The organism is Neisseria uirgultaei (genome assembly GCF_962719845.1).
GTDB classification, from domain to species: Bacteria; Pseudomonadota; Gammaproteobacteria; order Burkholderiales; family Neisseriaceae; genus Neisseria; species Neisseria bergeri.
The window spans coordinates 1-14062 of the sequence record NZ_CAUIYF010000024.1 but is presented as its reverse complement, the minus strand read 5'-3'; the positions used below and the strand labels follow the sequence as shown (position 1 = coordinate 14062).

The 14062-nt window shown below is 54.6% G+C and carries 10 protein-coding genes and 1 pseudogene; 3 read left to right on the top strand and 8 right to left on the bottom strand.

Features of this window, described 5'->3' with window-relative positions; genetic code table 11:
- From dnaE to Q9J32_RS09715, 3 genes are all read right to left on the bottom strand, one after another.
- On the bottom strand, nucleotides 1-1290 hold a 1290-nt coding region (gene dnaE, locus Q9J32_RS09725; protein ID WP_304675427.1), incomplete at its 3' end, for a DNA polymerase III subunit alpha.
- A 217-nt stretch (nucleotides 1291-1507) separates the two neighbouring features.
- Nucleotides 1508-3211 (bottom strand): ABC transporter ATP-binding protein/permease, encoded by a 1704-nt coding sequence (locus Q9J32_RS09720; RefSeq protein ID WP_301885691.1) that lies wholly within the window; start codon nucleotides 3209-3211, stop codon nucleotides 1508-1510.
- Between the two features lie 99 nt (nucleotides 3212-3310).
- Nucleotides 3311-5506 (bottom strand): TonB-dependent siderophore receptor, encoded by a 2196-nt coding sequence (locus tag Q9J32_RS09715; protein WP_304667260.1) that lies wholly within the window; start codon nucleotides 5504-5506, stop codon nucleotides 3311-3313.
- 554 nt (nucleotides 5507-6060) lie between these two features.
- Here Q9J32_RS09715 and Q9J32_RS09710 point away from each other — a divergent pair.
- The 3 genes from Q9J32_RS09710 to Q9J32_RS09700 all read left to right on the top strand — a co-directional run bounded on the left by Q9J32_RS09710 (nucleotide 6061) and on the right by Q9J32_RS09700 (nucleotide 7593).
- The gene (locus Q9J32_RS09710) at nucleotides 6061-6294 is read left to right on the top strand and encodes an RNA-binding S4 domain-containing protein (protein WP_101129073.1); all 234 of its coding nucleotides are present in this window, start codon (nucleotides 6061-6063) and stop codon (nucleotides 6292-6294) included.
- Nucleotides 6272-6475, top strand: a complete 204-nt coding sequence (locus Q9J32_RS09705; RefSeq protein ID WP_002240002.1) for an oxidoreductase-like domain-containing protein — start codon at nucleotides 6272-6274, stop codon at nucleotides 6473-6475. Before Q9J32_RS09710 ends, Q9J32_RS09705 begins: the two co-directional genes overlap by 23 nt.
- Nucleotides 6476-6756: 281 nt before the next feature.
- Nucleotides 6757-7593 (top strand): PHP domain-containing protein, encoded by an 837-nt coding sequence (locus Q9J32_RS09700; protein ID WP_301885685.1) that lies wholly within the window; start codon nucleotides 6757-6759, stop codon nucleotides 7591-7593.
- A 52-nt stretch (nucleotides 7594-7645) separates the two neighbouring features.
- On the opposite strand, the gene Q9J32_RS09695 is transcribed toward Q9J32_RS09700, so the two are convergent.
- From Q9J32_RS09695 to Q9J32_RS09675, 5 genes and pseudogenes are all read right to left on the bottom strand, one after another.
- Complete coding sequence (locus tag Q9J32_RS09695; RefSeq protein WP_304667263.1) at nucleotides 7646-8938, bottom strand: valine--pyruvate transaminase; 1293 nt, start codon at nucleotides 8936-8938, stop codon at nucleotides 7646-7648.
- 55 nt (nucleotides 8939-8993) lie between these two features.
- Nucleotides 8994-10904 (bottom strand): nucleoside-diphosphate sugar epimerase/dehydratase, encoded by a 1911-nt coding sequence (locus tag Q9J32_RS09690; protein WP_301885682.1) that lies wholly within the window; start codon nucleotides 10902-10904, stop codon nucleotides 8994-8996.
- Nucleotides 10905-10951: 47 nt separating this feature from the next.
- On the bottom strand, nucleotides 10952-12127 hold the full coding sequence (locus Q9J32_RS09685; protein ID WP_301885680.1) for a DegT/DnrJ/EryC1/StrS family aminotransferase: 1176 nt from the start codon (nucleotides 12125-12127) through the stop codon (nucleotides 10952-10954).
- Between the two features lie 131 nt (nucleotides 12128-12258).
- Nucleotides 12259-13500, bottom strand: a complete 1242-nt coding sequence (locus Q9J32_RS09680; protein WP_301885679.1) for a NeuD/PglB/VioB family sugar acetyltransferase — start codon at nucleotides 13498-13500, stop codon at nucleotides 12259-12261.
- Nucleotides 13493-14062, bottom strand: a pseudogene (locus tag Q9J32_RS09675) (glycosyltransferase); the annotation flags it as partial. The gene Q9J32_RS09680 and the pseudogene Q9J32_RS09675, both read right to left, overlap by 8 nt.

Sequence of the window (14062 nt, the reverse complement as noted above, 5' to 3'; positions counted from 1 at the left end):
CGCCTCTGCGCCGTATTTGTCGCGCACATACTCAATCACGCGGCCGCGGTTGCTTTGGCAAAAATCCACGTCGAAGTCGGGCATGGAGACGCGTTCGGGGTTTAGGAAACGTTCGAACAGCAGCGCGTATTTCAGCGGATCAAGGTCGGTAATCTTCAGCGAATACGCCACCAGCGAACCCGCACCCGAACCGCGTCCCGGCCCTACCGGACAGCCGTGCGTTTTCGCCCAGTTAATAAAGTCTTGTACGATAAGGAAATAGCCGGGGAATTTCATCTGGATGATGATGTTCAGCTCAAAATCCAGCCGCTCCTGATATTCCGGCATTTTTGCCGCACGCTCTGCCTCGTCTGGATAAAGCTGAACCATGCGTTCTTGCAAACCCTCATTGGACAGTTTCACCAAATAATCATCCAGCGACAGACCGTCTGGAGTAGGGAAGAGTGGCAGGAAGTTTTTGCCCAATGTGATGTGCAGATTACAGCGTTTGGCAATTTCCACCGTGTTTTCCAAGGCTTCGGGCAAATCGGCAAAACGTTCGACCATGGTTTCCGGCGGAATGAAAAACTGGCTCGGCGTAAAATCGCGCGGACGTTTCTTGTCCGTCAGTACCCAGCCGCCCGCGATGCACACCCGCGCTTCGTGTGCGTTAAAATCGTCGCGACTCATAAACTGCGTCGGATGCGTCGCCACCACCGGCAAACCCAATTCCTCTGCCAGCTTCACGCTGCCGGAAACGCAAGCCTCCCATTCAGGGCGTTCGGGCAGGCGTTGCAGCTCTAAATAAAACGCATCGGGAAACCACGCCGCATATTTCAACGCCGCCGCACGCGCCGCGTCTTCATTGCCGTTCAAGAGATTCACGCCCACTTCGCCGTAATGTGCGCCGCTCAAACAAATCAAGCCGCTGTTGTCGCCATTTTCCAGCCATTCGGGGTTGAGTTCCGCATGATGGATATTGCGGTCTTTGCCGACATAAGCCGCCGTCAGAAGCTCGCTCAAGCGCAGATAGCCCGCGTCGTTGCGGATAATCAGCATGGCGCGGAACGGCTTGTCGGGCGCATTCGGATTGCCTATCCACACATCCGCCGCCCCGATAGGCTTAATCCCTGCACCACGGCAGGCTTTATAGAATTTCACCAAACCGAATTCGTTCATTAAATCGCTGATGCCCAAAGCAGGCAAACCGTATTCCTGCGCTTTGGCAATCAGTTTTTTAATCCGCACCATACCGTCGGTAATTGAGAATTCGGTATGCAGGCGCAAGGGGATATAGGTCGGCTCGGTCATGGCAAAATCGGCGTGAACAATAAAAGGCGTATTGTAGCAGGGTTGTCCCCGGATGGCGGGCGGGAAGATGCCGCTTCGGGTTCAGACGGCATTGTCGCCAATGGTTTCCGCGCTTTTGCGGCGGCAAAAAAATGCCTCCTGCCGTGTGGCGGAGGCTTCCCAAGGAGTGTTGATAGATATAAAGGACTATCAAACTAGTTATAAAGAACTATATACCTTATTCGGACGGATGGCAAGCAGTTAAATTAATTTTACGTTCAAACAGGTTTTTGATTTCGTTTTGATGGCTGATGCCGATGACCAGCGTATCGGGCAGTTCGCGTTTGAGGAGGTGCATCAGCGTCAATGCGGATTCGTCGTCGAGCTGGTTGGTGGCTTCGTCAAGGAACAGAATTTGCGGTTTGTGCAGCAATGCGCGGGCAAGGCTGAGCCGCTGTTGTTCGCCGCCTGACAGGAGGGAGTGCCATTCCCTTTCGGTATCCAAGTCGTCGGTCAGACGGCCTAACCCTACCTGTTCCAATGCCGTCTGAAGGGCGTGGTTGTCTGTATGTGCGGCATTCGGGTAGTTGGCGGTTTGACGCAGGGTTCCGGCGGGAAGATAGGGGCGTTGCGGTAGGAACAATGTTCCGCCTTTTAATGTGAAATTGCCGAGATAATAAGGCCACAACCCTGCCAATACGCGCAGAAGGGTGGATTTTCCGATGCCGCTTTTGCCTTCGAGCAATACCCATTCGGGGGCGCGGGCTTTGAGGGTGATACCGGAGAGCAGTTTGCCGCCGCTTTGGGTGCGGACGTTCAGGTCTTGCAGGACGAGGATGCCGCCTGCTTTGTTGCCGGACGGTGATGGGTCGGGCTTTTGTATTGCGGCTGCCGTTGTCCTTTTTTCACTTATTTGTTCCAATGCCGTCTGAAAACCGGAAAGGCGTTCGACGACCGCCGCCCATTCGATAAGGCTGCGGTAGTAATCGGTAAACCAGCCGAAGCTGTCTTGAACCCGGGCAAACGATGTGCGGGTCTGCATCATATCGCCGAAGGTCAGGGTTTTCGCCAGATACATGGGTAATGTGGCGAGGATGGGGATAAAGATGCTGATGCGGACGTAGGTTGCAAAGAAGGTTTCTTGGCGGAATTCGCAGTTGGTCAGCTGCCGCCAGTTGTCGCGGATACGCTTGAAACGCTGTTTCAGGCGGTCTGCTTCGGCATCGTTGCCATTGTAAAAGGCGATTTGTTCGGCATTATCGCGCACACGCAGGAGGGCGGCGCGGTAATCGGCTTCGCGGTGCTGGCGGTCAATGTTGAGGATTTTCAGTTTGCGGCCGACGAGGTGTGCGAAGAGTGTGCTGATGACGGAATAAATCAGGGCAACCCAGACGAGGTAGCCGTGCAGGGTGATGTTTTGTCCGCCGATATTGAAGGTTTGTACGCCGGAGAGCGTCCATAATACGGTAACAAAGGCACCGAGTTTGGTGATGTTGCTGATAAAGGAGCGAAACAGGCCGATACTTTGGTCGGCAAGCAGGTAGATGTCTTCGGCGATACGTTGGTCAGGGTTGTCCGGTTCGCCGGTCAGGCGCAGGCGGTAGTGTTTGTGTTCGTCAAGCCAGTGGTGTTGGAACTGCTCGGTCAGATGGGAACGCCAGCGGAAAATAAGGCGTTTTTGCAGCCAGTCCCCAAATCCGATGCAGGCAACAATCATTGCCATATATCCTAAAAATTCACTGATCAGGGAAGGCATGGATGCGCCGTCGAATGCGGCGAGCGCATCATAGAAGCGTTTGTCCCAAGCGGCTATCCAAACGCTGATGGTGGTTGAAAAAAGCGTAAGGCCGATGAGTGAGGCGAGTATCAGCCATTGGGTTTTGCTGTGTCTGCCTGTCCAAAACGGACGGGCAAGATTAAGGAAGTTTTTTAGGGATTTCATGATGTTTTTAATGCATACGGTAAGCCGTCCGAAAGCAGGGTCAGGCTTTCAGACGGCCTCTTTGATTAAAAATGATACTTTTGCAGCGAAGGCACGCCCTTACATCTTCCACTTCAGGCTGAACACGGCATTACGCGGTTCGCCGTAGAAGTTGCCGTAGTTTTTTGTACGGTTGCTGTTGTTTTCATAGTAGCGTTTGTCGGTCAGGTTGTTGACCGCCAGCCCAAGTTGCAAATTGTCGGTCGGACGGTATTGCAAACCGGCATTCCAAACGGTATAGCCGCCTTGGGGCAGCTTGCTGCCGGTTTTGCTTTGACCGGACAAGCCCATACCGATACTTAACTTACCGTTTGCAAACGGCGGCGTATAGCTGCTGTAAGCGCGGAAAATGTGTTTTGGGGTCCAGTTGGCAAAATCGCCTTCGGTTTTGGGATGGTTTTCTGTTTTGCGGATATTGTAGGTATAGCCGGCAAACAGTTTCCAATTTGCGCCGATTGCTCCGGAAATTTCCGCATCTACACCGCGGCTGCGTTCTTTTGCGGGAACGTAGTAGAAAGTCTTCTTCTTGCCGCCGCTGGCCGGAACGTTGACATACACGCCGACGTTGGTGTTATCGGTTTGGAACAGGGAAACGGCCGTATTGAGTTTGCCCTGCATCCATTCGCCTTTCCAACCCAATTCGTAGTTTTTGCCGACTTCGGGCGCGAGATAGCTGTTGTCTGCATTTGTTTTCAGAGTCGGTTTGTAGATGGATGTATAGCTTGCATAGAGGCTTTGCCCCGGCATGAAATCGTAAGTGATGCCGATGTATGGAATGAATTTGTTGTTTTTGACCGAATAGGTTTTTGCATCATTGTCCGGAGCGCCTGCATAACGGGACCAGTTGTAATCAAAGTCGCGTTTCCAATGGGTATAGCGTCCGCCTACCAACAGATGCAGTTTTTCCGTAGGATTGATGCGGGTACCTGCCGCAAGGGCGTGCGTATAGAAATGGTTGTTGCTGTCCATAATGCTGTATGGTTCGGCGGCCCAGTCCGGCTGGGGGATAATGGCAGAAAATGGATCGTAGCTGCCGGTTGCCTGCATACGGGTATGGTGCAGGGTATTGCGCTCTTTCGAATAATTATGGGTCAGGAAGATGTCGTGGGTTTGTCCCAAGGCTTCAAACTTGCCGCGCAGGTTGTTTTGAATATGCAGATGTTTGCTGTCGTGCTGATAGCGGAAAGCCTGTTTGTCTTCAATACCGATGGATTGATTGGCTTTCAACCCGTTTTCGTCTGCCATTAAGAAAGCATACCTTTGGTCGGAGTGGCTGTTTCGCCAATCGATTTTGCTGTTCCATTTCCAGTTGTCGTTGAAGTAGTGGTCAAATTCTGCAAAAACACCGTTTTTGATGAATCGCCCATGATTCCAATCCGCACCGAAATAGCTGTCGCGCGGTAGACTGCTTCCGTCTTCCCATAAAGGTAAACCGTTGAGATTGGGGGTGTTGCGCTGGGCGATACGATACGCACCGACAGAAACCTTGCTGTTTTCTCCGATGTCTTTTTCCAAAATGCCGTAAAGAAGGCTGTTTTGCCCTTTCACCTTATCCTGAAATGTTTTGTCATGATCAAAACTGCCGACAATACGCCCGCGGAGTTGGTTTTCTGAGCTTAAAGTGCCCGAGGCATCCAATTCGATATGCCGTTTGCCGAAACGGTCGGCCAAACCATTCATACTGATTTGTTTTTTAGCCGTCGGTTTTTTGCGTACGGCATTAATCGTACCGCCGGGCGCGCTGTTGGATTGGGTCAGCCCGGCCGCACCGCGCACAACTTCAATGTGGTCATACATGGCAAGGTCGGTGATGTTGTGCCCGTCTCTGGCAGGACTGCCAAATATGCCCGGCGCACCAATAGTGGTGGCCATGCCGTCTTCTTCCAATTTTTCAATATAGAATCCGCGGCTTTGGAAATGGGTGCGGTTCCCTTGGCGAACGACATTTACGCCGGTCGTCGTTTTCAACGCATCTGCCAGCGTTGTAATGCCTTGATCGTCAATTTGGTTTTTGGTAATCACGCTGACCGATTGCGGCGTCTCGCGCGGAGTCAATGCCAGTCCTGTGGTAGAACTCATGGCCGAAGTCGTATAGTCATTCCGATTTTCGGTACGCAGGCTGCGGTTTTTGGCGGTTACGCGGATTTGTTCCAGTTCTGCCTGTTGCATTTCTCCGGCAGCCTGTGCGGCGTGGGACAATGCGCTCAGGCTGAGCGTCAGTATGCTGAGTTTGAAGAGTTTGTATGGGCGGTTCATGCCTGTGCTCCTGTGCAGGGTTGACTTGGTAAAGCTTATTAATGTTGCAAACCTATCCCCTGTTTTGAAATAAACCAAATATCATTGGGTGGGTATTCAGGCAGGGTAGGATATTGCAATTTAATGAGTCGGTACTAATAAAAATAATCAGAAAGAACTATATCGAAATCCTAAAAAAAATCAACAGGATTTTTGTTGTATTTGGAGGGGTTTAGAGGCTTTGTTTTGAATCAAACTTTTTATCGGGCAAATTTTAACGGTTGTCTGACGGATTATGCCTGCCGCCGTTGTAGCGGACGGTTTATGCGTTGGGATATATATAAACGGTTTGCGGATTTATTGTCGGTTTTCAGGGTAATGTGCGGTCGGGGATAAGGCGTTGCAGCCTGCCGTTGGACAGGATTTTTTTGACCGGCTGGCGGCATACGGGGTTTCAGACGGCATTTTTACTTTTACGGAACAGCTGGTGTGGGATGTGCTGCCGGTTTTGCGGTAATTTTGGGTACGGCGGCGGCAGGTGCTACAATAACGGCCTCTTTCTGCAAGGGAACATTATGGAAGCCACTGTCTATCTTGAAGACAACGAATACATCGCCTTGTGCGACCTCTTGAAATTGGCCGGACTTGCCGAAAGCGGCGGACAGGCGAAAGCGTTGATTGCCGAAGGGCTGGTGTTGCGCAACGGCGAAACCGAAACCCGTAAAACCGCCAAAATACGCGGCGGCGAAGTCATCGAGTTTGACGGCGCGCGCTTGGAAATCGCCGATGGATACGACCCTGAAGCATAAAGCCGAAGCCCTGTTGGGCGAGCCGCTTTTGGACGAACCCGTCCGCCCCGAGTCGTGGGAATGCTGCGGCAGCGACTGCGGCGAGGCGTGCATTCAGACGATTTACTGGGCGGATAAGGCACGCTACGACGCGCAACGGCGGAAATTGAAAGAAGCAGGTTGGTCGGACGATGCCGTCTGAAACGGTTCGGCTTGATGGAAACCGCGTTTTCAGACGACCTTTTATTGTGGATTGAAATGGAAAATACTTATTTCGTCATTCCCACGCAGGCGGGAATCTAGGTCCTGATTTATCAGAAATATTTAGCTTTTCAAACTTCTGGATTCCCGCCTACGCGGGAATGACGGAATAGGGGCTTTTCCTTTGCATTTGCCATACGCCCGTCTTCAACATTACCGCCGCCACACCGCCCGACAATATTGAAACACCCTGCCCACCATTTACCACACACATAACGCCTTATGATAGACCTGCACTGCCATTCCACCGTTTCCGACGGTATGCTCTCCCCTGCCGAAGTCGTGCGCCTCGCGCATCAAAACGGCTGCACGCTGCTGGCGTTGACCGACCACGACCACACCGGCGGCATCGCCGAAGCGCGTGCCGAAGCCGACAAACTCGGTTTGCGCCTGATTAACGGCGTGGAAATCTCCGTAACGTGGCGCGGGCGCACGATACACGTTGTCGGTTTGGATTTTGACGAAATAGACGAAAACCTGCAAAACCTGTTGGCGCAAGTGCGGCAAGGCCGTCTGAAACGTCTTGAAGCCATCGCCGCCAAGCTTGAAAAGAAAGGCATCGGCGGCGCATACGACGGCGCGCTCGCGCTGGCGGCAAACAAAGAAATGGTCAGCCGCACCCACGTCGCCGAGTTCCTCATCAAAAACGGACACGTCAAAAACAAGCAGCAGGCGTTCACCAAATACTTGGGCGACGGCAAATCTTGCGCCGTCCGACACGAATGGGCGACGCTGGCAGGCTGCGTCTCTGCCGTCAACGGCGCGGGCGGGTTGGCGGTCATCGCCCACCCCATGCGCTACGATTTGTCCGCCACCGCCAAGCGCAATCTGTTTGAAGAATTTAAAAACCTTGGTGGCGCAGGCATCGAAGTCCACAGCGGCAACTGCTGCAAAAACGACCGCCTCAACTACGCGCTGCTGGCAGAACGCTTCGGTATGCTCGCCAGCGCGGGCAGCGACTTCCACCGTTTAAACGACTTCAGCGGCGGCATCCTCGGCGCGTGTCCCGAACTGCCGGAAAACTGCAAACCGGTTTGGGAACATTTTTCCCGACATTGAATGCGGATAAAAATGCCGTCTGAAAACCTTTCAGACGGCATTTTTTTGCGTTTTAAACGTTGTCGTACAGTTTTCGGACGGTTTTGCCGATGGCGGCGATGCCTTTTTCCAGCGTTTGAGCGTCCTGCGCGATGCTCATGCGGATGCACTCGCCCGCGTGCGGGTAATCCCGCGTGTCGATGCCGACGAAGAAATGCTCGCCCGGAATAATCAGCGTGCCTTCGGCTTTGAGCATTTCGTACAGGGTTTGAGACGAAACGGGCAGGTTTTCAAACCAGAGCCACAGGAAAATCGCGCCTTCGGGTTTGTGGATTTTCATCGGGTACGCGCCCAGCTCCCGCTTGAGCAGCGAGACGGCGGTTTGCGCCTGATTGCGGTAAAACGGCCGGATGACTTGGTCGGCAAGCCGTTTCATCTCGCCGCTTTCCAGCAGCGGGGCGGCGATGGCCGCGCCGAAGCGTGTGGGGGCAAGGTTCACAATCGCGTTCAGGCTGCTGACGGCTTTGACGACTTCGGGCGCGGCGACGATGATGCCGGTGCGAACGCCCGGTAAGCCGACTTTGGAAAGGCTGAAGCAGAGGATGATGTTTTCGTGCCAATTCAGCGTTACGTCGCTGTCAATAATGTTGGGGAACGGCATTCCGTAGGCGTTGTCGATAATCAGCGGAATGCCGTGTTCCCGTGCCAGAGCGTCCAGCCGCGCCATTTCGCCGTCGGTCAGCACATTACCGGTCGGGTTGGTCGGGCGCGAACAGCAAATCGCACCGATTTTGCCCGCTTTCAATTCAGGCAGGCTCTCCAGCGCATCAAAGTCCACACGGTATTTGAAAAAGCCCGCTTCGCCCTCGTGTTCGACATTTTCAATTTTCGGCTTCACCGAAATAAAATGCTGCCCTTCGACATGTACGTCGGCATAACCGATATATTCAGGCGCAAGCGGCAACAAAATGGCTTTTTCAACCGTTTGGCCGTCTGAAAGATTGAATTTGCCGCCGAACAGGTTGAACAAATAGAAAAACGCGTTTTGCGAACCGTTGGTCAGCGCGATATTGCCGGAGGTCAGGTTCCAGCCGTATTCGCGGTTGAGGAAGGCGGTCAGCGTGTCAATCAGCGCGGCATCGCCTTGGGGGTTGGAGTAGTTGCCGATGTTTTCGACGGCGTGTTCTGCCGCCAGTTTGGAGAATATGTCGGCAAACGCCCGATCGATTTCCGGAATGCGCGCCGGGTTGCCGCCGCCGAGCATGTTGACGGGCTTGTCGCTTTTGAGCGCGTCGCCGAGGTCGTCCATCAGTTGGAGGATGCCGCTGTGTTGCGTGAATTTTTCGCCGAATGCTGAAAACTGCATGTCAAACTCCGTGTGTGTAAGGTAGGTTGGTTTGTACGTTATGCCGTCTGAAGGTTCAGACGGCATTTTTTCTGTGTGTTTCTCGTACCCAAAGCAGGTCGCAGATGCCGTCGCTCGGGGCAAAGCCGGTTGGGGCGTTGATGAGCAGGGTGCGGATTGCCTGCTGGTCGTAACGGTCGCAGGCCGAACGGATGCGGTCGAGCAGGGCGGAGAGCTCGTGCCACGGCAGCATGGTCTCGTTGGCGGTCATGATGCGCGGATGGCCGGTTTTGCGGACGTTGTCGCCGATGAGCAGCTCTTCGTAGAGTTTTTCGCCGGGACGCAGTCCGGTAATGAGGATTTCGATGTCGCCGTCGGGTTGTTCGGGTGTTTTGGGTTTGAGGCCGCTTAGGGTAATCATTTGGCGGGCAAGGTCGATGATTTTGACGGATTCGCCCATGTCGAGGACAAATACGTCGCCGCCCGTACCCATCGCGCCTGCCTGTATGACGAGTTGGGCGGCTTCGGGTATGGTCATGAAATAACGTGTGATTTCGGGGTGGGTCAGGGTAATCGGGCCGCCTTCGGCAATCTGTTTTTCAAACAGCGGGACGACGGAGCCGGACGAACCTAAAACATTGCCGAAACGTACCATGCTGAAGCGGGTTTTCTGTCCGGGTTCGGCGGCGAGTGCCTGAAGGCAGAGTTCCGCCATGCGTTTGCTGGCACCCATGGTGTTGGTGGGGCGGACGGCTTTGTCGGTGGAGATGAGGACGAAGGTTCTTACGCCCGATGCCGTGGCGGCAAGCGCGCACTCGAGTGTGCCGAAGATGTTGTTGCGTATGCCTTCGACGGTGTTGAATTCGACCATAGGGACGTGTTTGTAGGCGGCGGCATGGTAAACGGTGGAGACTTGGCCGGCGGTCATGATGCGCGTGAGCAGTGTGCGGTTCTGCACCGAGCCGAGGAAGGGCAGGATTTCGGCGGCGATGCCGTTTCGGGCGCAGTATTCGCGCAATTCTTTTTCGATGGCGTACAGGGCGAATTCAGATAACTCGAACAGCAGCAGCTTTTCGGGGCGGCGGCGGATAATCTGGCGGCAGAGTTCCGAACCGATGGAGCCGCCCGCGCCGGTTATCATGACGGTTTTACCTTCGATGTCGGCACTCATCAGGCGGTCGTCGGGCGTGACGGGATCGCGCCCGAGCAGGTCGGAGACGGAGATTTTTTTGAGCGTGCCGATGCTGATTTTCCCGTCCATCAGGTCTTTCATTCCGGGGATGGTCAGCACTTCGCATGGATAGGCTTCCAGTTTGCTGATGATTCGGCGGCGTTGTTCCTGAGTCGCGCCGGGGATGGCGAGCAGGATTTTTTCCACGCCGCAGCGTCCGATGAGGGCGGCGATGTCGTCGGGGCGGTAAACGGCAAGGCCGCAGATGACGGTGCGCCACAGTTTGGGGTCGTCGTCCACAAAGGCGGCGGCGGAATATTCGCGCATTTGTTTGACGGCCTCGAGAAGCTGCCTGCCCGCCTGCCCCGCGCCGTAAATAATGACGGGGGTCATCTGTTTTTTGGGGTGTTCGGACAACAGCCCGCGCAAAACCATACGCGAGCCGGTCACGGAAACAAACAGCAGCAGGAAATAGACGACGGGCAGGGCGAGCCGCAGCCGTTCTTCAAATATCAGCGTATTGAGGAAAAACAGTACGGCGGAGGCGAGGCTGCCTGCCAGCGCGGTGGAGAGGATGCGGAAGCTGATGAAGCGTGTGACGGCGCGGTAAAGCCCCATTCTGAAGAACAGGCAGGCGGTCAAAAACGCGGTCAATAGGAAAGACTGCCAGTTGGCGGGGTCGAACCATTCTTCGGAATAGTCGGCCTTCAGGCTTTGGGTGAACCAGAATGCAATGAAAATCATCAGAAAATCGTGTATGAGGAAACAGGTTTTCTTGATGTTGCGCGGCAGGGCGATCAGGGTTTCCAGATTCATATCGTGGGGCGGTATGTGTTTTCAGACGGCGTATGCCGTCTGAAGGGTTATCGTGCGGCTTCGGTCAATACGGCTTCGATGTGTTTTTTGCAGAACGCGATTTCCTCGCCGGTCAGCGTCGGATGCACCAAAAACATCAGGCTGGTGTCGCCCAACTCGACAGCATTTTTCAAACGCTCTTTCGGCCGCCAAGGTGTGTTGTCGAAGGCTTTTTCCAAATACACTTCTGAGCAGCTGCCTTGATAGCAGGGGACTTTGCGCGCATTCAGTTCGTTCACGATGCGGTCGCGTGTCCAGCCGTTTTTGAGGTGTTCGGGTTTGACGAAGGCGTAGAACTTGTATTGCGCGTGTTCGATGTAGTCGGCTACTTCAACCAAGCGGATGCTGGCGAACTTGCCCAAGCTTTCAGCCAGTTTGGCGGCATGCGCTTGGCGGCGCGCCGTCCATTCGGGCATACGTTTGAGCTGGATGCGGCCGATGACTGCCTGCATTTCCATCATGCGCCAGTTGGTGCCGAAGCTTTCATGCAGCCAGCGGAAACCGGGTGCGTGTTCGCGGTGGTACACGGCATCGTAGCTTTTGCCGTGGTCTTTGTACGCCCACATTTTTTCCCACAGGGTTTTGTCGTTGGTGGTAACCATACCGCCCTCGCCGCCGGTGGTGATGATTTTGTCTTGGCAGAACGACCACGCGCCGATGTGTCCGATAGAGCCGACGGATTTGCCTTTGTATTTCGCTCCGTGCGCTTGGGCGCAGTCTTCGACAACCCAAAGATTATGTTCTTTTGCCAAAGCCATAATGCCGTCCATTTCGGCGGGCATACCGGCAAGGTGAACCACGATAATCGCCTTGGTATTCGGGGTCAGCACGGCTTTGACGGTTTCCGCGCTGATGTTTTGGCTGTTCAAATCCACATCGGCAAACACCGGATTTGCGCCCGCGTTCACAATGCAGGAAGCGGAAGCCAAGAAAGTGCGCGAGGTAACAATCACATCGTCGCCTGCGCTTATGCCGATTGCTTTGAGCGCGACATCGAGCGCAAGCGTGCCGTTGGAAAGGGCGACGGCGTACTGTGTGCCGGCGAAAGCAGCAAATTCTTTTTCAAATTCGCGGCATTCGCTGCCCGTCCAGTAATTGACTTTGTTGGACAGCAGTACTTTGGAAACGGCATCGGCTTCTTCTTGGGTAAAGCAGGGCCACGGGGAGAGGGAAGTGTTCAACATGATGTTTGGTCCGTCGGTTTTCAGACGGCATTTCCGACCCTATGCTGTCTGAAGGGGGCGTGTTCCGAAGAATCGGGCGCGCGCCGCAGGTGTTGTCAAAATCGGTCTGTACGGGGGTGTATTTTAATCGCTTATGCCGTCGCGGTCTCGGGGTTTTTGCGCGGCAGCGGCTTTGCCGGATTGCCCGCGACGGTCATGCCGTCTGAAACGTCGCGCACGACGACTGCGCCCGCTCCAATGGTTGCGCGGCTGCCGATACGGATCTGCTGGCGGCTGCACGCGCCCGTGCCTATCCAGCTTTCTTCGCCGATACGCGTGTTGCCCGACAGGTGCGCGCCCGGGCTGATGTGGACGAAAGCGTCAAGCAGGCAGTCGTGATCGACGGTGGCGGCAGTGTTCACAATCACGCCGTCTTTCAATACGCTGTCAGCCTGTACGACGGCTTTCGCCATCACGACACTGCCCTGGCCGACGGTTGCCGACGGAGAAACATATGCGCCCGGATGAATCAGGACTGGCAGGGAGAAACCGAGTGCGGCGGCTTTTTCGGCGATTTGGCGGCGTATGCGGTTGTTGCCGACGGCGACGGCGATGTCGAATTGTTCGGGCGATAAACTGTTTTCAAGCAGCAGCGTTGTGCCGATGACGGGAAAGCCGTTGACGCTGCCTTGGGCGCGGTCATCCAGAAAAACGATTTCGCCGTATGTGCCGAGTGCGGCGGCAAGCTCGGAAACGACTTTGCCGTGTCCGCCCGCGCCGATAACGGCAAGTTTGCGATTCCCCGTGAAAGGGGGCATAGTGGCTTCCCCTTCCGCCGAAATGCCTTCTTTAATAAAGACTTTTTTGACTGTCAGAAACAGGATTTTCATATCCAGCCAAAAACTGTAATGGTCGATGTACCAAACATCGCAGGAGAATTTTTCATCCCACGAAAGCGCGTTGCGCCCGTTGACTTGCGCCCAGCCGGTAATGCCGGGTTTCATTTCGTGGCGGCGGTTTTGAAATTCGTTGTAAAGCGGCAGGTAGTCCATCAAAAGCGGACGAGGGCCGACCAGGCTCATGTCGCCTTTGAGGACGTTCCACAGTTCGGGCAGTTCGTCCAGGCTGGTGGCACGCAGTTTTTTGCCGAACGGTGTCAGGCGTTCTCCGTCGGGCAGCGGAATGCCGTCTGAATCAAGCGCGTCGCGCATGGAACGGAATTTGACCATTTTAAAAGGTTTTCCGTCCTTTCCGGGGCGTTCCTGAATGAAGAAGACGGGCGAACCCAGATTCTTGCGGATGAGGTACGCCAAAATCAGGAAAACGGGTGAGAGGACAATCAGCCCCGATGCGGATGCGATGATGTCGAACAGGCGTTTGACGGCTTTACTCATTTGCCAATCTTTCAATCAGGTTGACGATTTTCTGATAGGAAATGTCGCGCCTGAAGCGGCGGACGATTTCATCGGACTGTACGGCCCCGTTTTGTTTTGCCATCAGGCTTTCGGCGGCACGGGCGAAGCTGTCTGCATCGCCGGAACGGTAGTTTTCGTGCGGCAGCAGGTTCAAGAGGCCGAGGACTTCGGCATTGGTCTGGCTGTTCAGCACGGGTTTTTGCAATGCCATGTAGTCGGAAAGTTTGTTGGTAACCGACTGCATGGCGTAGGAATGGATGGCGTTGACGGCGATGTCGCAGCCTTTGGCGATGGAAATCATGTCGGCGTAGGGCAGGTAGCCGTAAAACCTGATGCCGCCGCCGGCGTATTGCTGAAGCCTGTCCGAATCGGGACCGCCGCCCATAATGTGCAGCTCGACGTTTTCGCCGCCGTCTGAAAGTTTTTGAACGCCTTTGCACACGGTTTCCACATCATAGCTGTAACTGAGCGTGCCCAAGTAAAAGAAGCGGACGGTTTTTTGGGCGGAATCGCGGGGGGGGGGGGGGGGGGGGGGGCAAAG